Origin of the sequence: Pedobacter fastidiosus, from assembly GCF_014306625.1 — a bacterium.
GTDB classification, from domain to species: Bacteria; Bacteroidota; Bacteroidia; order Sphingobacteriales; family Sphingobacteriaceae; genus Pedobacter; species Pedobacter fastidiosus.
Genome location: NZ_JACRYL010000004.1, coordinates 243,495 through 265,224 on the forward strand (window position 1 = coordinate 243,495; position 21,730 = coordinate 265,224).

Below are 21,730 nucleotides of genomic sequence, written 5' to 3' on the forward strand. Positions count from 1 at the left end.
GAAAGCAAGGTAGAAATAATACGAACAAGCTAGAATATTAGCACAAAGAAATTTAATAATCACATTCCAAAAGCCCTCCTGCTGGGAAGGGTTGCGTGGGGCCAATACTAAAGAGCTATGATTAGAATAGAAAATCTAGAAAAAGTTTACAAAACTGAAGAAGTAGAAACGACTGCTTTAAACGGAATTAATCTTCATGTAAAAGCGGGAGAGTTTGTTTCCATCATGGGGCCATCAGGCTGTGGCAAATCTACTTTGCTAAACGTAATGGGTTTATTGGATAAACCGGAAAGCGGAAGCTATAAGTTTATTGATACCGAACTTTTGACCTTAAATGATCGAGAACGTTCTAATTTCCGCAAAAGAAATATGGGCTTTGTTTTCCAAAACTTCAACTTAATTGATGAGTTAACCGTTTTCGAAAACATCGAGTTGCCATTGATTTACAACAAAATCCCGGCAGGCGAACGTAAGACTTTAGTAAACGAAATTATTGAAAGAATGAATATCGTAAACAGAAGTGGTCATTTTCCTCAACAACTTTCTGGTGGTCAACAACAGCGGGTTGCGGTAGCAAGAGCCTTGGTTACAAAACCGAAATTGGTTTTAGCTGATGAGCCTACTGGAAACTTGGATAGCTCGCATGGTAATGAAGTAATGGAATTGCTTTGCGAACTGAACGAGACAGGAACCACCATTGTGATGGTAACACACTCAAGTCATGACGCAAGTTTTTCGAACAGAATAATCAATTTGAAAGATGGTCATGTGATTTCTGAAAAAATAAATAAAAGCAGAAACGAGGAATTGATTTAGATGCCTAGCACAGCCTCCCCAAAAAGGAGGAGCTTCAAACGCATAAATAAAAACAGTGTAATTGAAAATTTTAGTTTAGTTAATGATAAGCCTGCCGACATCTTCCTGGATGGGAAGATTCGGGAATGGCGATTAGAGACTAAAGCTGAGAGACCAAAGACTAAAGCGGCTGGTCAGGCCTTAAATATGGCACACCGCAGAAATAAATTGCACTTCCAGCTACCTCTATTCAAGGAGAGGGCCGGGGGTGAGGTTACCTACTACTTGATACTATAATATGTTCAAATTAAACTTAAAAATCGCTTTGAGAAACCTTTGGAAAAATAAAGGATTCTCTTTGATAAATATCGGGGGTTTAGCCATTGGTTTAGCCAGTTGTATGATTTTGCTTTTGTATGTTGCGTATGAATGGAGTTACGATAAGCAGTTTAAAAACAATGATAAAACCTATGTGGTTTACCAAAGCGTAGTTGCCAACGGTAAAACCTTTAGCTGGGGTTGGACACCTAACGTAATGGCCGAGGAGCTACAACAAAAATTTCCTAGTGTTAAATATGCTTCGCATTCAACATATCCAAGGCCGAATTTAGTTTCCGATGGAGAGAAAAAAATAAGTAGTAAAGTTATTTATGCAGACCAAAATTTTCTCAAAATATTAGATTATAAATTTATTAAGGGAAATGCTGAAAAAACTTTAACAGATGTAAATACCATTATTCTTACTAAATCTTTTGCCGCAAAATTATTTGGAAATGAAGATCCAATTAACAAAACAGTTAAGCTGGAAAATCAGGATGTTTTAAAAGTTGAAGCCGTAATAGAGGATGCTCCTGCGAACAGCAGTATAATTTTTGAATGCATAATGCCTTGGCAATTATTTCTAAAAAGAGAAACCTGGGCAAAAGAACCTAATTGGGGGAATAATATGTGCCTTACCCTTGTTCAATTAAAGAACAACGATGCCTTTTCTAAAGCAAACGCAGATATTAAAGATATTTACAAAAAACACAACAAAGAGATTACTGCCGATGCTTTGCTTCATCCTTTAACCAAGTGGCATTTATACGGCGATTTTGAAAACGGAAAATCCATTGGTGGCAAAATAGACCAGCTAAAAATATTTTTATTGTTAGCTTTTTGCATATTACTAATCGCTTGTGTAAACTTTATGAATCTGTCTACCGCCAGATCTGAGCGTAGGGCAAAGGAGGTTGGTGTTCGTAAGGCAATTGGCTCAACACGTAAATCTTTAATCAGCCAGTTTTTTTTAGAATCGTTGCTTATCACATTTATTTCGACTGTTTTCGCTTTTATTTTGGTTGAAGTTAGCTTACCATATTTTAACGGACTATTAGATATTAAGCAAACCATCGATTACGAAAATGGCATGTTTTGGCTGGTATTATTTGGGTTGATGATTTTTACAGGATTTATTGCCGGAAGTTATCCTGCATTATATTTATCTTCTTTCGAACCCATCAAAGTACTTAAAGGCTTCAGCGTAAAAACAGATTCATCAGTTTCTGTAAGAAGAGTTCTAGTTATAGGTCAATTCGTTTTTGCCGCCTGTCTAATCATTTGTACTGTAGTTATTTATCAGCAATTAAATTACATCAAGAATAAGCCGATTGGCTACAATCAATCTAATTTAGTTCAAATTGATGTGCAAGGTAAAATGCGTGATGCAGGTAAAGTTGAATTACTTAAATCACAGTTGCTCAAGTCGGGAGCTACAGTTAATGTAACTACTTTTAGTTCGGATTTTACGGAGGGTGGTAATAATACAACTGGTGTATCCTGGGAGGGTAAAAATCCAAATGAGTTAATTTCATTTAACCATAGGGGTATAGGATATGATTTTACCGAAACTGTTGGTACAGGACTAGTGAGTGGAAGAGAATTTTCTTCAAAGTTTCCAAATGATACGAGCGGTGTAATGCTCAACGAAGCTGCGGTAAAAATGATGGGTTTAAAAAATCCACTTGGTGCCGTAATTGACTTTTGGGGTAGCAAATTAACTAACGTTGGTGTGGTGAAAGATTTTGTAGTAGAAAGTGCCTATCAAAAAGTTGCACCTATGATTTTTTATTTAAATCGTACTGATAATACTAACGTCATCATCGCCCGTTTAAGCCCTGATGAAAATATTAGTACATCACTTGAAAAAATTGATGAATTGGTTAAACAAATGGAACCTAATTATCCCGTTAACCGCAAATTTGTTAATGAATCTTTCGAACTAAAATTCCAAAATGAAAAACTTTTAGGAACACTCTCTAATTGGTTCGGTGGCTTTGCAATTTTTATTTCTTGTTTGGGATTATTAGGCTTAGCACTTTTTATGGCCGAGCAACGTAAAAAAGAAATCAGCATCCGCAAAGTTTTAGGCGCTAGCACAGGTAATATTCTTACACTTTTAAATAAAGATTTCATAAAACTGGTGGCCATTGCAAATATAATTGCGTTTCCATTAGCTTATATCATTATAGATAAGTGGCTTTCTGCTTACGAATACCGAGTTTCTATATCGTTTTTACCTTTTGCCTTAGCTGGTGGCATATCGATTTTAATTGCTGTTTTAACAGTTAGTATCCAATCAGTAAAAGTAGCGAAGGCAAACCCAGTTGATGCTTTGAAATATGAATAATAGCCCCACCCAGCCTCCCCAGAGGGGAGGAGCTGCAAATTTTTATACCTTTTGAACCGAATAATAATGTTAGCAGAAATGAATTTTTTTAACCACAAACTAAAAGTCCTCCCTACTGGGGAGGATTTAGGAGGGGCTATATGTTCAAATTAAACTTAAAAATCGCTTTGCGAAACCTATGGAGAAATAGAATAATCACATCGATTAATGTAGGTGGTTTGGCTATTGCTTTGGCTGCTTTTATTTTGGTGGTGATGTATTTCACTTATGAAACCAGTTTCGACAAGACAAACCCTAATTACAATAATATTTATGTTGTAGGTAGGATTTATCCCGATTTTAAAACGAATTATACGTCTCCGCCTTTTGCAAAAGCAATAAAGCAGAATTTCCCTGAGGTAGAAAATGCAGGAATTACAAAACGAGGCTTTTTTGAGTTTACAATGAAGAATGGCAAGAATACCTTATTTGCTAAAAACTTTATGCAGGCTGATTACAATGCAGCTAAAATTCTTGATTTGAAACCTACCGGTGGTTTAGAAAAACCCGCTGGCGAAGTTGATAGACTTTCTTACCTGAGTGAAGAAAGCATGAAAGTCCTCTACCCAAATAAAACAGATAACAAACCGGAAATGGTGGGTATGGGCTCGAGTAACTCGGGAATTACGAGCAAAATTAATGGCTCAATAATTAATAATTTGCATTCTAACATCACTTTCGATGGGATCTCAATCGGTAATGAAATAGGACAGGGTGAAAATTATGGAATGAATAATTACACCACTTATATTCAAGTAAAACCCGGCACTGATGTTGCAAATCTAGAGCAAAAAATCACGAAATTATACAGAAATGAATTATTAAAAGGCGAAACAGATCAAAAGACAATCGAAGAAATCAAAAGTATATCTACGTTTTTAGACCCACTCTCCAATCAACATTTAAAGCCTAAAGCGGGCAATGATGCGCCTTATAAAATATTAATAGCCTTATCGGTACTTGGAATTTTAATTTTGGTTATAGCCTGTATTAATTTTACCAACTTAAGTATTGCTCAGGCAACTAAGCGAGCTAAAGAAGTTGGTATTAAAAAGGTGATGGGTGCCTATCGTTTCCAACTTACGACACAATTTCTTGCCGAAATTTTTATTCAATGCCTTTTCGCTACAGTTCTTGCCTTAATCGTAGCAGAGCTGGTATTACCATACTTTAATAACCTGTTCCAAATTAACTTATCTGTTTGGCATATCGATAATGATTTAATTTGGCAATTGCCATTAATTCTATGTTTGATAACACTTATCGCAGGTATTTATCCAGCCATTGTTTTATCAGGTTTTAAGCCTGCCTTAGTTTTAAAGGGTAATTTCTCTACCAGTAAACAGAGTTACTGGCTGCGAAATAGCTTGTTAGTGTTTCAATTTAGCATTGCTGTAATTTTTATTATTGGCTTATTCATTATCAACTCCCAGCTCAAATATATGCGCAGTGAGGATTTAGGATTTACAGCCAATCAGGTCGTTTATATAAAAAACCAAACACTCTTTAACAATCCAGTAAAATTTGGATCGCTTAATTTTGAGTCGGTTAGAGATAAGATTTTAAAAATTCCAGGAATAAAATCGGCAACTGTAGCCACTGATGTTCCTGATGGTGCCGAAAATGGAACAAATGGTTACACATTTGAAGGTGTACAATCAAGCCTTGATTTTGTAGATGTAGATTTTGATTACTTCGAAACGCTTGATATTAAATTAAAACAAGGTCGTTTTTTCTCACAATCATTCAGCACTGATACCGCAAATTCAGCTGTAATAAATGAAAGTGCTGTTGCAAAATATGGCATGAAAAATCCTGTCGGCAAGACAATCAAGGGTTGTAATATCGATTATAAAATTGTCGGAGTAATTAAAGATTTTAAAGCACAAGGCTTTGAAAGTGCAGTTCAACCAACCATTTATACAATTAAAAACCCTTGTGGGAATTACAAAACTCAAATTATGCTGAAGATTGAGGAAAACAAAATGGCCGATGCTTTAGCTACTTTGAAAGCACAATGGCCACAGATTAATCCAAAGGATGGCCAAGATTTTAGGTATGAGTTTTTAGATGAACTTTATGGCAAACTGTTCAAAAAGCAAGAACAACTACAGTCGGTATTTTTTGCCGCGGCTTTACTAACTATTTTCATTGCCATTTTAGGCTTATTTGCTTTTGCAAAATACATCACCAATGGTCGAATCAAAGAAATTGCAGTGCGTAAAATTTTAGGTGCGAGCGATATACAAATTTTCAAATTAATCAATCGTTCGTTTTTGGTGATGGTTCTTTTGGCTAATGTTATTTCGTGGCCAGTAGCTTATATCCTCACTAAAAAATGGTTAGAAACCTTTGCGTACAGAATCGATTTGCCAGTTTTGCCTTTTATGAGCAGTGCTTTAATCACCATTTTATTAACAGTAATAACAGTTAGCATTCAGGCTAAAAAAGCAGTAAAAGCGAATCCTGTTGATGCTTTGAAATATGAATAAAAGCCAAAAGCTTAAAGACCCAAGACTAAAGCGATTTGCTTGAGTCTTTAATAAATACACGTAATAACATAATAGCAATTCCAGCTCCCTCTCTTCAAGGAGAGGGCGGGGGGTGAGGTTACTAAATACTTGATACTGACATGTTCAAATTAAACTTAAAAATCGCGTTGCGAAACCTTTGGAAGAATAAAACTTCTTCATTCATTAACGTAATTGGTTTGGCTATCGGCCTTGCAGCCTGTTTAATGTTGTTGTTATACGTTTCTTACGAATGGAATTTCGATAAGCAGGCCAAAAATTGGCAAAATGTTTATGTAGCCATGACGAATGTTCCTGGTGAGCATAATAAAATTGCAGGAACCTTTAATGGTACAACAACAGCTTTGGGCCCGCTTTTAAAAGAAAATATGCCCGAGATAAAATATGTTGCCAGAATGGATTATGGCAAAAAAAGCTTAATTGCTAACGGACAAAATAGCTTTAAAAAGGATTCTAAATTTGCCGAACCCAACATTCTAAAAATGTATGATTATCAGTTTATCTCAGGCGATCCAAAAACAGCACTAAATAATCCGCTTTCAGTTATTTTAACAGAAAATACAGCCAAAACGCTCTTTGGAACTGCTGATGTGTTGAATAAATCTGTCCGTTATCAAGATAAAGAAGACCTAACCATTACTGGTGTAATAAAAGATTTGCCCGAAAATAGTTCTAACCGCTTCGACTTCTTAATGCCCTGGTCATTCTATGAGATTGTTGATCCCAGTGCCAAAGATTTGAATTGGAACAATTACAGTTTTATAACCATGGTTTCGCTAAATCCTGATGCAAATGTTGATTTGGTGAATCGTAAAATGGAGGCACTCGTAAAAGCCTATACGCCACCAAATTCGCAACCGCATTTTCTCTATCAATCTAGCAAATTGCACTTATTTGGAAAATTTGAAAATGGGAAAAATATAGGAGGCGATATTGAGCAAATCTGGCTTTTTATGGGTTTAGCTTTTGGCATTTTATTAATTGCCTGCATCAATTTCATGAATATGGCTACGGCCAAATCAGAGAAACGAGCTAAGGAAGTTGGTATTAAGAAAACAATTGGCGCAAATCGTACCTCGCTAATTTTTCAATTTTTAACCGAATCTATGGTGCTCACTTTTGTCGCCGTTGTTTTGGCTATTGCTTTACTCGAAATTTGTTTGCCCTCATTTAACAGACTTTTAAATATTAATCTGGGTATTTCGTATTTTAATGCAGCAAGTTGGGTAGGTATATTAGGAATTGTAGTGGCCACAGGTTTAATTGCTGGCAGTTATCCGGCTTTTTACTTATCATCATTCAACCCGATTCAAACTTTAAAAAGAAAAATCAAAACACGAGGCTTTCTTTCAATTAGCTTAAGGCAAGTGCTTGTTGTAGGCCAGTTCTGCTTTGCAATTATTCTGATTATATCCACTTTGGTTATCTATCGCCAAATTCAGTATATTAAAAATAAACCAGTTGGTTTTGATGTAAATGCGCTGGTCGAAATTCCTCAAGACGGAGAATTAAAAACCAAATTCGATTTGTTTAAAACTGAACTGCTAAAATCTGGTGCTGTTACTTCGATGTACCAATCTACAGTTAGTCTTTCTCATCGTGGCCGCAATTTTATGGATATGAAGTGGGATGGAATGACCAATCCTCAAAATACAGTAATGTTTAATCAGGTAGCTACATCTTACGATTTTATCAAAACGAACGGCATTAAATTATTGCAGGGAAGAGATTTCTCGAAAAATTTCGCATCAGATACCGCTGCCGTTATGGTTAGTGCATCAGCCGTTAAAGTATTTGGCTATAAAGACCCAATTGGGAAAAAAGTTATGGTCTTTGGTTCAAACGCACATATAGTTGGTGTTTTCGATGATTATGTTTGGGATTCTCCTTATAAATCGAACAATCCGCAGATTGTATATTTAACTTCAGGACAAACAGGTACAATTACCATGCGCCTTAACAATGCGAATAATTTACAAAGTAATATTGAAACCATTAGCCGAATTACCAAGGCATTTAATCCTTCATATCCTACCGAAATTACATTCATCAACTCCTTGTATCAGGAGAAATATAAATCCGAAAAAACCCTAGGTATTCTTTCAAACCTTTTCGGCGGATTAGCAATCTTCGTTTCGTGCTTAGGCTTGTTTGGCTTGGTGGCTTACAGTGCCGAGCAAAGAACCAAAGAGTTTGGCGTACGAAAAGTGCTTGGTGCATCGGTTGCTAATTTGATGCAATTACTCTCGCTTTCTTTTATAAAAATGATTTTAGTTGCGATTGTTATTGCTGTACCGATCAGTTATTTTGCTATGGGAAAATGGCTTTCTAACTTCGAGTTTCACACAGAAATAAATTGGTGGATAATTCCTGTTGCAGCTATCGGAACATTGTCTATGGCATTAATTACCGTAAGTTTTCAGGCTTACAAAACAGCAAAGGCAAATCCTGTTGATGCACTTAAATATGAATAAAGCAGAAAGCTTAAAGACCAAAGACTAAAGCGATTTGCTAAACCTTAAATCTTTGCCACAGCATAACAAAATAGCACTTCCAGCTCCCTCTCTTCAAGGAGAGGGCGGGGGGGTGAGGTTACTAAATACTTGATACTCAAAAAATGTTCAAACTTAACTTAAAAATCGCCTGGCGAAACCTTTGGAAAAACAAAGGTTATACATTTATAAATGTTCTTGGCCTTTCAATAGGAATGGCTAGTTGTATTTTGATATTTATTTTTATCCGTTATCAAATGAGTTTTGATGAGGATTTTAAAAATGAAGATAGAATTTATCGTATAACTACAAATTGGACTGCTGCGGACGGCTTTTCAGAATCGCAAGGTGTCCCAAAACCTGCCCCAGATGCGTTGAAGAATGACTTTAAAAATCAAATTGAAAAGGTTGGAGCTATTCGTCAAGATGGTGGAATTATAAAAGTGAAAGACGATGCCGGAAAGGAGCGCATTAAATCTTTGGAAGATGTTTTTTATGCCGACCCAGAGTTTTTTCAGATTCTGAGTTTCAATTGGCTGCAGGGAAATCCCATTCAATCGCTAAGTGAACCCAATACAGTTGTATTATCAAAAAATATGGCTACCAAACTTTTTGGCGATTGGAATAAAGCTGTGGGTAAAACAATCAATTATCAAAATAGAGAAAACTTTACGGTTACAGGGATCCTCCAAGAGATGCCAGAAAACACTTCTTTTCCGCTAAATATTGTAGTTTCTTATAAAACCTTTAAAAGTTATAAAGATGAAAAGTTTACCGAGTGGGGAAATACTTCTTCAAACGATGAATGCTATTTCCTCTTGAAAAAGGGTGTTTCGATTGATGAAATAAGAGGTGCATTACCAAAATTTTCAGAAAAATACTTTGAAAAGGATGCTATTTCCAAAGAAGAAATTAGTGCACAAGCATTAGCTGATATTCATTACAATGAAAATCTGGGAAATTTTGCAAATAAAACAATGCCTAAAAAAGAGCTTTATGGTTTGGCTATAATTGGAGCATTTCTATTGTTAACAGCTTGCATAAACTTCATAAATTTAGCTACCGCACAAGCAGTAAGTAGAAGTAAAGAAGTGGGTGTTCGTAAAGTGATGGGCAGTTTAAGAAATCAACTGGTTGTTCAATTTCTTACCGAAACTTTAACAATATGTGTATTTGCATTGCTTGTAGCCTGTGTTTTAACGGAAGTTGCCTTGCCTGGAATGAAAAGTTTGTTTAATGAAAATATTTCCTTCAGTATTATTCAGCACCCAATAATTTTCGTTTTTATGATTGGATTGGTGATTATCGTAAGTTTTCTTGCTGGCTTGTATCCTGCAATGATTATGTCGGGCTTTAGTCCGGCTTTGGCCATTAAAAACAAGATAACCGCAAATGCTGGAGGTTTAAGCTTGCGCAAAGTATTGGTTGTACTTCAGTTTACCATAACCATTATCTTAATTATTGGCACACTAGTCGTATTAAGACAAATGAAATATACGAGAGAAAAGCCCCTTGGATTTAATCCCTCTGCTATTGCCATGGTGAGTGTTCGGAATGATAGTTTAAGTTTATTGAAATACCAGATTTTACAAGATAGAATTTCCAAAATACCGGGCGTTTTGTTGACTAGTTTTTGTAGAACGCCACCATCTTCTAGCAACAATAATGAAAGCAATTTTAGATATAATGGAACAGAAAAGGCAAATTTTCAGGTGAATACAAAAGTGGCTGATGAGCATTATTTTAAAACATTTGGGCTAACGTTTGTTGCTGGGAAAGGCTTTTCTAAAAGCGATACCATTAAAGAATTGGTGGTTAATGAAACTACATTGAGAAAACTTAATGTGGTAAATTTTAATGAAGCCTTAGGTAAACAAATAACCATATGGGGCAAAAAAGGAACTATCGTTGGCGTAGTAAAAGATTTTAATAACCTCAGTTTACATGAGCCAATATCGCCAGTGATCATAACATCATTAAAAGAAAACTATCGAAATCTAGCCATTAAAATGGATAGTAAACAAATTATATCTGTAATGCCTCAAATAGAAAAAATATGGAACGATACCTTTCCAGAAAATTTCTACAAATCATCTTTTGTTGATGATGATATTAGTCAATATTATGAGCTTGAACGCATAATGGGGATTCTATTCAAAGTTTTCGCTGGTGTAATTATCTTTATTTCGTTTATTGGCTTATTTGGAATGATTTCTTTTGTTGCAACACAAAGAACCAAAGAAGTAGCCATTAGAAAAGTTTTAGGCGCATCAACAATCGAGTTGGTAAAAATGCTTAATGGTTCTTTTTTAATGATGGTATTTATAGCAAACTTAGTTGCTTGGCCCTTAGCTTATTTAATTGTTTCAAAATGGCTGGCAACTTTTACCTATCGGATAGATTTAAGCATTTGGCCTTTCATAATTGCTATGGCCATTTCTATGATTATTACGCTGGTTACGGTAAGCATTCGTTCTTATAAAGCTGCGGTAGCGAATACAATTGATTCCTTAAAATATGAATAAGCGAAAAGGATAAAGACTAAAGCGATTTACAAAGTCTTTTAAAAAACGATTGAAAAAATAAATTAGCACTTCCAGCGCCATCTCTTCAAGGAGAGGGCGGGGGGAGAGGTTACTAAATACTTGATTCTAACATGTTCAAACTTAACTTAAAAATCGCCTGGCGAAACTTATTTAAGAATAAGATTTATGCTGCTATAAATATCGGAGGATTGGCGCTTGGTTTAACGGCGTTTGTATTGATGCTACTCTATATTAATCACGAGGAAAGTTACGATTCATGGTCGCCTGATTTAAAGAATGTTTATCAGCTCAGAGAAAAACACGATCAATTTACACCAGATAATAAGGAGCATTGGAACGAGCTTGCAAATAGCAAAATTGCGGCATTATTGCGAGAAAAGATGCCTCAGATACAGGCAATAACTAAGGTATCGCCAAATTGGGATTTTGTTAAGGGCTATTCCATAAAAATTGCAGGTGCCGATCCTATTGTGGTAAGTAAGATGACCGATTCTGATAGTAGTTTTTTTAAAGTTTTTAAGTACAATTTCATTCATGGTAATGCGGAGAGTGCACTTAATAAACCAAAATCAATTGTTCTTAAACGAGATTTAGCCTTAAAGTTATTTGGAACAGAAAAAGTTTTAGGCAAAACTTTAAAGGTAATGATGTGGACTTCAGATCCTGGTCAAGATTTAACCATAACAGGTGTAGTAACTGATCCATCTACACCACAATCTGTAAATTTTAATGCTTTAATGAGAACTGGAGAGAAAGATTCAGATCCAAAAGGAATAGGAAATACAAATTATTGCGAACTCTTTGCTAAGCTAAATGAGGGGCAGGATACTTTAGCATTAAGCAAAACGCTTCAATATGTTTATGTAGATTTTAAAAAGGCTTTAATGAGTCAACAAAAAATCAACTTTAAAGATGTTTATAAAAATGGCAAAACTGCCGGGCTAAAATTTGTATCTATAAAAGATGTTCATTCAAATCCACCTTTTCAAATCAATTGGAAGGAAAAGCTCAAGCCTATTATTGCTATTGCGATTTTTCTTTTATTGGTATCAATTATAAATTTCATAAATCTTGCAACTGCTCAATCTGTACAACGCGCTAAAGAAGTAGGGGTTAAAAAAGTTTTGGGTGCCTACAAAAAGCAACTTATTACTCAGTTTTTATTAGAATCTTCATTTCAAACCATAATATCCTTATTTCTTAGCGTAATTTTAATAGAAATTGTTCTACCTGGTTTTAACACGCAATTTAATGTTGAGCTAAGTTTTTGGCATAATCCCAATCTTTCAAGCTTAATAGGACAACTGTTTGCGGTCTTCATATTTGTAACCTTGATGGCTGGATTTTACCCGGCCTATATTTTGTCTAACTACAAGCCGGTCTCAGTACTTAAAGGGAATTATGAAAACGGTTTGAGTGGACTTACTTTGAGAAATGTTTTGGTAGTTTTTCAATTTGTAATCTCGGTTACTTTCATAACAGCAATAGGCGTAATGCATAAGCAAACTCAATACTTAAATAATAAAGATTTAGGTTTTGAGCGTAGTAATCTGATCAACATCAGGACTAATTATGAAGATAATTTGGCCAATAGAATAATGAAAATTCCAGGTGTAACTTACGTAGCAACCACCACCCAAGTTATGGGAAATACTTTTAATGTTCCTGAAAAAATAAAGTATAAAGGAAATGATATTAACCTTAATACGGTGAGTGTTACAATGGATGCTTTGCCAGCTTTAGGTGTAAGGATTATACTTGGAAGAATATTTTCTAGAGACTATAAGCAAGATACTGTAAATGCTGTTGTATTGAATGAGGCTGCCGCAAAGTTAATTTCTAAAAATCCTATTGGGGAGAAATATGAAGTGTTTAATGGTTCAAAAAATGTTTCATTTCAGATTATTGGTGTCATTAAAAACTACCATAATGAGGGATTTAATAATCAGGTTTTACCAACTTTATACAAGGTTACAAATTTGGGCGGAGCTGCAACTACTAATAATCTTCTAGTTAGATTTAATACATCAGCAAATTCGGATATTATTAAGAAAATTAAAAAGGAATGGAGTATTTTATATCCCAATTATCCAATGGATTATACCTCTTTAGATGATGAATTTACCAAAATACTTGACGAAAATTCTAGATTTATGAACATGATTATTCTTTTTAGCATCATTTCGGTTTCACTCTCGCTTTTAGGTTTGTTTGCACTTTCTACTTTTGTGGCTAAACGCAGAACAAAAGAAATCGCAGTAAGGAAAGTGCTTGGTGCATCGAATCTTCAAATTGTAAATATGCTTAATAAATCTTTCTTGATTCTTGTAATTTCAGCAAATTTAATCAGTTGGCCTATTGCTTATATCATTATAAAAAAATGGCTCGATGGCTTCGCATATCGAATAGAAATGCCATTTTTTCCTTTTATAATGGCTACATTAATATCCATTGTAATTGCAGTTTTAACGGTGAGCATTCAAGCAAGAAAAGCAGCGGTAACCGATCCTGTAAATGCACTTAAATACGAATAAAGCTGAAGGACAAAAGACTAAAGCGATTTACAAAGTCTTTTAATAAACGATTGAAAAATAGATTAGTACTTCCAGCTCCCTCTCTTCAAGGAGAGGCGAAGGAGGTTTCTAAATACTTGATAATTAACAAAATGATAGAACTTAAAAATATAGAAAAATATTACGCCACAAAAGGCATTAAACATTATGTACTTCGCCACGTAACTACGAATATTAAGCAGGGCGAATTTGTATCTATAATGGGTCCATCTGGAGCAGGGAAATCTACATTGCTTAATATTTTGGGCATGCTCGAAGAACCAACTTATGGCAGTTACGAATTTATGGGTGAAGATGTAACCACCTTAAACGAACGTAAAAGAATTGAGCTTTATCGCAATCACATCGGCTTCGTATTTCAGGCTTATCATTTAATTGATGAAATGACGGTTTATGAAAATATTGAAGCACCACTTTTATATAAAAAAATTGGTGGCTCGGAACGTAAAAGCCGCATCGCTGATTTGTTAGATCGCTTTAATATCGTGGCCAAAAAGGATCTTTTTCCAAATCAACTTTCAGGCGGGCAACAGCAGTTGGTTGGCATTGCCAGAGCTTTAGCTGCTCAACCAACAATCATTTTGGCTGATGAACCAACGGGTAACCTACAATCTGCTCAGGCCGAAGAAATAATGGCCCTTTTTCAAAAATTGAATAGAGAAGAAGGAATAACCATTATTCAGGTTACGCATTCAGAGAAAAATGCACAATATGGAAATCGGATTTTGCACATTGCTGATGGGGTAGTTAAGGATGATATCGCAATAGCCTAGCCAAAGTCTAATATTGATCCGATAGCTATCGGATTTAATTCAGCATCTTTCCTATTGTTCGTTGGTGCAACAAACGGAATAAATTATTTATATCTGTGTTTATCCTTTTTATCTGTGGTTAAATTAACTTTGTTCCATGCAAAAATCTTTTACCGATCAAATGGGGCGGGAAATAGCCATAAATTTTCCGCCCAAGCGTATTATTTCTCTGGTGCCTTCTCAAACAGAACTTTTGTTTGATTTAGGTTTAGATAAAGAAATTATCGGATTAACTAAATTTTGCATCCATCCGATAGAAAAATTTGCCGAGCGAACCAAAGTTGGAGGAACCAAAAAATTAAACATCGATTTAATTAAAGATTTAAAACCCGATTTAATTATCGGCAACAAGGAAGAAAATACGCAAAGCGATATAGAAGAGTTAGCTGAACATTTTCCAGTTTGGATGAGTGATATCTTTAACTTAGACGATGCCATGAAAACCATTAGTCAAATAGGCGCATTGGTGGATAGAGAACCCGAAGCTTCTTATTTAAATCACCTCATCTCCGCAGGTTTTAATGATTTAAAAACATTGGCACTTCAACATAATATAGATAAAAAAGTTGTCTATCTAATTTGGCGAAAGCCTTTTATGGTTGCAGGTAAAAATACTTTTATCGATGATATTCTCTTGAGCAATGGAATGACGAATGTGATCAAGCAAAGCCGTTACCCTGAAATAAGCTTAGATGAGCTTAAAAACACCAATTGCGATCTTGTTTTACTATCTTCTGAACCTTATCCTTTTGGCGAAAAACATATTGATGAAATTCAAACTGCTATGCCAAATGCAAAGGTTATGCTTGTAGATGGTGAAATGTTTAGCTGGTATGGAAGCAGATTAGTTAAGGCCGTACAATACTTTTTTGAATTTCAGAAAGAACTTTATTAAGTATTCCTTGTTGATTCTTTGTAAATTGAATCATTAAAACCATCATCTCAATATTTCATCATGAAAAAAATATCAATATTAGCGCTCTTTGTAGCTGTAATTTCTGGCTGTGGCTCAATGAGAAGTGCATCCAGTAGTAGTGTTATAACACTTTCAGGCAGTATCCAAAAGATGAATATGTCTACTTATCAATATGGAACACACACCATAAGCGCCAATGGTAAACCCTATGCGTTAAAAAGTTCGTCAGTTATTCTCGATACCTATTTAGATAAACAAGTAACCATTACAGGAATCAAAGTTGCAGGTTATCCGTTAGAGGGCGGACCAGAACTTATCGAAGTTTCGGAAGTTATATTGAAGTAGAATATAATGATCTATTAGGAGCGCAAAAAATCTTTCTCGTTTAAAATTAACGACTTAGCTTTTTAACCGAAAATTATTTAAGAATTTCTTGCGTTTCCTTTTTGATAATTCATTCTAATTTCTATCTTTGCAATCCAAAATAAATCCTAATTGCGGATGTGGCGTAATTGGTAGCCGCACCAGACTTAGGATCTGGCGCTTCACGGCGTGGGGGTTCGAGTCCCTTCATCCGCACTAAAAATGAAGCCGTTCCGATTTAAATCGGAACGGTTTTGTTTTTTAAATAACATTGGTTAAAATATAAAAATCGATGTGCTGTTTTAATTAGAGCGATATGTGCCATTTGTCTCAAATCATATCTCGATTCTTAATCTAATTGCATATCTCAATACTCATATCTCAAAAAAATGAATATTACACAGGAAAAAACCGGCAACTTAAATGCTGTTGTAAAAATCAAAATTGCACCTGCAGATTATACTGAAAAAGTAGATAAAGCCATTAAAGACCAAGCTAAGAAAGCACAATTGCCTGGTTTCCGTAAAGGAATGGTGCCTGCAGCTCACATTAAAAAAATGTACGGTAAAAGTATTTTGGTAGAAGAGGTTAACAGCTTGTTAAACGATACCTTAACCAATTACATTGCCGAACAAAAATTAGAAATCTTAGGTCAGCCACTTCCTAAAATGGATGATGAAAGAGATTTTAAATGGGATAATACAGATGAATTTGAATTTGACTATGAACTAGGTTTAGCGCCTACTTTTGATGTAGAAATTACATCTAAAGATAAGTTTATCGAATATGTAGTTAAAGCGGATCAAGAAACTCTAGAGGGTCGCATCAAAAATATCCGTCGTAGTTATGGTAAAATGAGCAATCCAGAAGTTTCTGCTGCTGATGATGTTTTGTATTCTGAATTAACTCAATTATCTCCAGATGGTTCTGTTTTTGAAGGTGGCATTACAAGTACCGCTACAATTCGTTTAGATCAAATTAAAGACAAAAAAATCCTTAAATCGTTAATTGGTTTAAAGCAGGATGATGAAGTTGTAATTGATTTACAAAAAGCATTGGAAGATGTTGCAATTATTTCTAAAGCACTAAATATCTCAGAAGAAGATGCTGCCGAATTAAAATCTGACTTTAAATTGGTTGTTAAAAATGTTAACCGTTTAGAAGAATCAGAATTAAATCAAGAATTTTTCGATAAATTATTTGGCGAAGGAACAGTAACTGACGAAGCTGGCTTCAGAGCAAAAATGACTGAAGAAGTAGAAAGCATGTTTAAGCAAGATGCTGATCGTAAATTATCAAACGATATTTATGAGCAACTTCTAACTAAATACAATTTCGAATTACCTGATGAATTTTTGCGTCGCTGGTTAAAAGCTACAAACGAAAAATTAACAGATGAAGAGTTGGCAGAAGGTTATGACGATTTCGCTAAAAACCTAAAATGGACTTTAATCGAAAACAAAATCATTAAAGACAATCAAATCGAGATTAAATACGAGGATGTTGTTCAAGCTGCTAAAGCAAAATTAGATGCTCAGTTTAGAATGTACAGCCCAAGCCCACTTCCTGAAGATCAATTGGCACAGTACGCTGTTCAGTTTTTGCAAGAAAAAGAAAATGCAAATCGTGTTTTCGAAGAGGTGAAAGCTTTAAAAACTTTCGAGCAAATTAAATCAATCGCTACTTTAGAGCAGAAAGAAATTGCTTACGATAAGTTTATTGAATTAGCGAAGAACTAAACATAAAGCACTCTGAATAGGGTGTTTTTAAAAGGATTGTTCTATTGCTTATATTTAGCAATTGCTCAATTTTAATTTCAATCACTCGAAGTTTGGCAGTTATCAATCATATTAACTGATAAATTACTTGATATAGCTGACCGATTGTCAGTTGATAAAAAATATAGATTTGCAGAGCAGCTCAATGGGGCTGCTCTTAGCATATCTAATAATATTGCAGAGGGTTCTGGGTCGGTTTCAAATAAGGAATTCACTCATTATCTGAATATTGCGCATCGATCAGCATTTGAGAATGCAAATATTTTAGTAGTTTTAGAAAGAATAAAATACATTTCTGACATTGAACTGAATGATTATCTGGAAGATTTAGATAAATTGGCACGGAAATTAACCAACTTCAGGAAATATTTATTAAAATAACTCGCGTATTTGTTAGGCTATCAAACGCTTATCGCAAAGCGCCAAACTCATAACCATGAACATAGATTCACAAGAATTCAGAAAATTTGCCGTTAAACATCAGGGTATTGGCGGTTTACACGTAGATAAATTCATCGCACAGGCAAACCTTTCGCCACAATCGATGACTCCATATATTATTGAAGAACGCCAGCTTAATGTGGCACAAATGGATGTTTTTTCAAGATTAATGATGGATCGTATTATCTTTTTAGGTGATGCGATTTACGATCAGAATGCAAATATCATTCAAGCACAGTTGTTGTTCTTACAATCTACCGATGCTGAAAGAGACATTCAGATCTACATCAATTCTCCAGGTGGTTCGGTTTACGCAGGATTGGGTATTTACGATACCATGCAATACATCCAACCAGATGTTGCAACAATCTGTACCGGTATGGCAGCATCAATGGGTGCAGTATTATTGGTAGCTGGAGCAAAAGGAAAACGTGCTGCGTTGCCTCACTCAAGAGTAATGATTCACCAACCATCAGGAGGTGCACAAGGTGTGGCATCTGATATGGAGATCAACTTGAGAGAAATGTTAAAATTGAAAAAAGAATTGTACGATATTATTTCTGAGCACTCTGGTCAAACTTACGACTGGGTTGAGAAAGCTTCAGATCGCGATTACTGGATGACTGCTGATGAAGCAAAAGGATTTGGTATGGTTGACGAAGTATTATCGAGAAACTCTAAAAAAGATGGCGAAACAAAATAAGGAATCCCGTTGTTCATTCTGCCATTCTGGCAAGCATGAAACGTTAATGCTGATTGAGGGAATGGATGCATTTATCTGTGATAAGTGTGTAACCCAAGCCAATCAGTTATTGGCACAGGAACTGGGAACAAAGAGTACCAAGAATATACAATCATCAATTTCGCTGTTAAAACCACTTGAAATTAAAAATCACTTGGATCAGTATGTTATTGGTCAAGATGACGCGAAAAAGGTTTTGTCTGTAGCGGTTTATAATCACTATAAACGCTTAAATCAAAAAATCGATAAAGATGAAGTTGAGATTGAAAAATCTAACATTATGTTGGTTGGCGAAACTGGAACGGGTAAAACGCTTTTAGCTAAAACAATTGCCAAAGTTTTACACGTACCCTTCTGTATTTGCGATGCAACCGTTTTAACTGAAGCTGGTTACGTAGGTGAAGATGTAGAAAGTATCTTAACTCGTTTACTACAGGCTGCGGATTACGATGTTGCTTCGGCAGAACGCGGAATTGTATATATTGATGAGGTAGATAAAGTTGCTCGTAAAAGTGATAATCCATCTATTACTCGTGATGTATCTGGAGAAGGTGTGCAACAGGCATTACTTAAAATTTTGGAAGGTACAGTTGTAAATGTTCCACCTCAGGGCGGACGTAAACATCCTGATCAAAAAATGATTCCAGTTAACACAAATAACATTTTATTTATCTGTGGTGGAGCTTTTGATGGGATAGAACGTAAAATTGCTAATCGTTTGAGAACTCAAGCTGTTGGTTACAAAGTGAAGAAAGACGATACCGTTCTAGATCTTAAAAACCTTTACAAATACATTACACCTCAAGATTTGAAATCATTTGGCTTAATTCCAGAATTAATTGGTCGTATTCCAGTTCTTTCTCATTTAAATCCATTGGATAAAGAATCTTTGAGAAATATTTTAACAGCGCCAAAAAATTCATTAATTAAACAATACGAAAAGCTTTTTGCTTACGAAGATGTTAAATTGGTATTTGAGGATGATGTTTTAGATTTTATTGTAGATAAAGCAATGGAGTATAAATTGGGAGCAAGGGGTTTAAGATCCATTTGCGAAGCCATTATGCTTGATGCGATGTTTGATACTCCAACACAGTCAGATGTGAAGGAATTGCACATCAATCTAGATTACGCAGTAGAAAAATTTGAAAAGGCCGACTTTAAAAAGTTGCAGGCCGCATAAAAAAAATCAAATCCTCTCGCGAAAAACGAGGGGATTTTTTTTAACTTGTAAAATTGGTAGTCGTTAAGATTTTTAACGTTGCCGATTTTTGTAAATACGCTTAGTGTTTTTCACTCAGCGCTAAACTTATTATTATGAATGAAGAAAAAGACGTAAAAAAAGACGAGGCCACTGTAGAGAAATCAAAAAAGATAAAAGAAGTAGAAAGCCCAGTAAAATCGGGCTTGAAATCGAAAGATGAAATAGTTAAAAATTGGTTGCCAAGATACACCGGCAGACCTTTGGATCAGTTTGGTGATTATATTCTGTTAACTAATTTCAGTAAATATTTAACGATGTTTTCTGAATGGAACGATAATGCGCCAATTATGGGCTTAGATAAGCCTATGCAGAGTGTTACAGCAAACGGAATTACATTAATCAACTTTGGGATGGGGAGCCCATTGGCGGCCACCATGATGGATTTATTAACAGCCATTAAACCTAAAGCAGTTTTGTTTTTAGGAAAATGTGGTGGTTTAAAAAAGAAAAATCAACTTGGCGATTTAATTCTACCAATCGCTGCCATTAGGGGAGAAGGAACATCAAATGATTACCTTCCGGCAGAAGTGCCAGCATTACCAGCGTTTGCTTTGCAGAAGGCGATTTCTACCACTATTAGAGATCATGGTAGAGATTATTGGACAGGAACTTGTTACACCACCAACCGTAGGGTTTGGGAGCACGATAAAGAATTTAAAAAGTATTTGAAAACTTTAAGAGCAATGGCCGTTGATATGGAAACTGCGACAATCTTTACAACAGCATTCGCAAACAAAATCCCTGCAGGTGCATTGCTTTTGGTTTCTGATCAACCGATGATTCCAGAAGGCGTAAAAACTGCAGAAAGCGATAGCGCTGTTACAGAAAAATATGTTGAAACACATTTGAGAATCGGAATTGATTCTTTAAAACAGCTAATTAATAACGGATTAACCGTTAAGCACTTGCTGTTTTAAGTTCGATTTGTCGTCATTGCGAGAAGGAACGACGAAGCAATCTTAATGCTATAAATTAGGGATTTCAGATCAGCATCAGCTGATCTTTTTTTATGCCTTTAGATCTGGTAAGTAACCATGCAGGATTAAGTCGTCAATGTTGTTTATTTTATAATTGCTACCATTGTGAAGCAACACAACTCTGTTAGATACGTCCAATATTGATCTGTAGTAATGATCTGTAATTATAAAACCTTTAAATTGCTTCATATAGTGGATTTGTTGCTTTACTTCATCAACCAATAATGGCGCTAATTGAGAGAATGGTTCATCTAACAATGCAAATTTAGAATCGCTGTAAATCAAGATCAAAGCTTCTAAAAATCTGCTTTCTCCTCCTGAGAAATTTCTAAACTTCTTTTTTAAATTATTGTAAACAAATTGAATTTCAAGCAATTTCTGCTGATGTGTTTTGCAAAATATTTCTATTGCATCTGATACAGTAATTTCATTTGGGATAAAATTATCTTGTGGCAAATAAGAAATTTCCTTTGATAAATAGCCTTTAGTTAATAGTTTGTCATCAAGTTTTAAATATTTGTTATCGGGTTTTATGCTTCCGAAAATTATTTTCAACAGGGTTGATTTACCACTTCCGTTTCTGCCCAACAAGCCAACAACTTCACCAATTTTGCAGTTGATAAATACGCCATTTAGTATTGTTTGTTCACCAAATATGTGGGTAACACTGTCAATAAAAAGTTCCTGCATAGCAAACATAAAGTAACAACCAAGATAAGGATAACAACATCATATAAAATTATATTGGCTAATATTTTACGAAAACTTAAGCCCATGTTTTTATAGAAATAAG

General features: G+C 35.1%; 14 protein-coding genes, 1 tRNA gene and 1 pseudogene. 15 read left to right on the top strand and 1 reads right to left on the bottom strand.

Translation table 11 applies throughout. The features are described from left to right. Positions 1-117: 117 nt before the first annotated feature. The 15 genes and pseudogenes from H7U22_RS06195 (at position 118) to H7U22_RS06265 (ending at position 20,877) form a co-directional block, all read left to right on the top strand. Positions 118-816 (top strand): ABC transporter ATP-binding protein, encoded by a 699-nt coding sequence (locus H7U22_RS06195; RefSeq protein ID WP_187070477.1) that lies wholly within the window; start codon positions 118-120, stop codon positions 814-816. Between the two features lie 277 nt (positions 817-1,093). Then, positions 1,094-3,463, top strand: coding sequence for an ABC transporter permease (locus H7U22_RS06200; protein ID WP_187070478.1), 2,370 nt, complete (start codon positions 1,094-1,096; stop codon positions 3,461-3,463). Positions 3,464-3,603: 140 nt separating this feature from the next. Next, positions 3,604-5,994, top strand: a complete 2,391-nt coding sequence (locus H7U22_RS06205; protein WP_187070479.1) for an ABC transporter permease — start codon at positions 3,604-3,606, stop codon at positions 5,992-5,994. 140 nt (positions 5,995-6,134) lie between these two features. Then, positions 6,135-8,507, top strand: a complete 2,373-nt coding sequence (locus tag H7U22_RS06210) for an ABC transporter permease (RefSeq protein ID WP_187070480.1) — start codon at positions 6,135-6,137, stop codon at positions 8,505-8,507. Positions 8,508-8,650: 143 nt separating this feature from the next. Beyond that, complete coding sequence (locus H7U22_RS06215) at positions 8,651-11,050, top strand: ABC transporter permease (protein WP_187070481.1); 2,400 nt, start codon at positions 8,651-8,653, stop codon at positions 11,048-11,050. A 131-nt stretch (positions 11,051-11,181) separates the two neighbouring features. Then, a complete protein-coding gene (locus H7U22_RS06220) occupies positions 11,182-13,605 on the top strand; it encodes an ABC transporter permease (protein WP_187070482.1) in 2,424 nt (807 codons plus the stop codon). 131 nt (positions 13,606-13,736) lie between these two features. Continuing rightward, positions 13,737-14,417: an ABC transporter ATP-binding protein gene (locus H7U22_RS06225; protein WP_187070483.1), complete on the top strand. Its 681-nt coding sequence runs from the start codon at positions 13,737-13,739 to the stop codon at positions 14,415-14,417. 136 nt (positions 14,418-14,553) lie between these two features. After that, positions 14,554-15,351 (top strand): helical backbone metal receptor, encoded by a 798-nt coding sequence (locus H7U22_RS06230; RefSeq protein ID WP_187070484.1) that lies wholly within the window; start codon positions 14,554-14,556, stop codon positions 15,349-15,351. A gap of 60 nt (positions 15,352-15,411) precedes the next feature. Continuing rightward, positions 15,412-15,717, top strand: coding sequence for a hypothetical protein (locus tag H7U22_RS06235; protein WP_187070485.1), 306 nt, complete (start codon positions 15,412-15,414; stop codon positions 15,715-15,717). A gap of 152 nt (positions 15,718-15,869) precedes the next feature. Next, positions 15,870-15,951, top strand: a tRNA-Leu gene (locus tag H7U22_RS06240). Between the two features lie 173 nt (positions 15,952-16,124). Continuing rightward, on the top strand, positions 16,125-17,474 hold the full coding sequence (tig, locus tag H7U22_RS06245) for a trigger factor (RefSeq protein ID WP_187070486.1): 1,350 nt from the start codon (positions 16,125-16,127) through the stop codon (positions 17,472-17,474). Between the two features lie 93 nt (positions 17,475-17,567). Beyond that, positions 17,568-17,894 (top strand): annotated as a pseudogene (locus H7U22_RS06250) (four helix bundle protein); the annotation flags it as partial. 55 nt (positions 17,895-17,949) lie between these two features. Next, entirely contained in the window at positions 17,950-18,657 is a 708-nt protein-coding gene (gene clpP, locus H7U22_RS06255) for an ATP-dependent Clp endopeptidase proteolytic subunit ClpP (RefSeq protein ID WP_187070487.1), read from the top strand. Continuing rightward, complete coding sequence (clpX, locus tag H7U22_RS06260; protein WP_187070488.1) at positions 18,641-19,879, top strand: ATP-dependent Clp protease ATP-binding subunit ClpX; 1,239 nt, start codon at positions 18,641-18,643, stop codon at positions 19,877-19,879. The genes clpP and clpX overlap by 17 nt, the downstream gene beginning before the upstream one ends. Before the next feature lie 134 nt (positions 19,880-20,013). Beyond that, the gene (locus tag H7U22_RS06265; RefSeq protein ID WP_187070489.1) at positions 20,014-20,877 is read left to right on the top strand and encodes an AMP nucleosidase; all 864 of its coding nucleotides are present in this window, start codon (positions 20,014-20,016) and stop codon (positions 20,875-20,877) included. A 90-nt stretch (positions 20,878-20,967) separates the two neighbouring features. Here H7U22_RS06265 and H7U22_RS06270 read toward each other — a convergent pair whose 3' ends face one another. Continuing rightward, positions 20,968-21,627 carry an ATP-binding cassette domain-containing protein gene (locus tag H7U22_RS06270; protein WP_187070490.1) on the bottom strand — a complete coding sequence of 220 codons (660 nt, stop codon included), beginning with the start codon at positions 21,625-21,627 and terminating at the stop codon, positions 20,968-20,970. Positions 21,628-21,730: the final 103 nt, after the last annotated feature.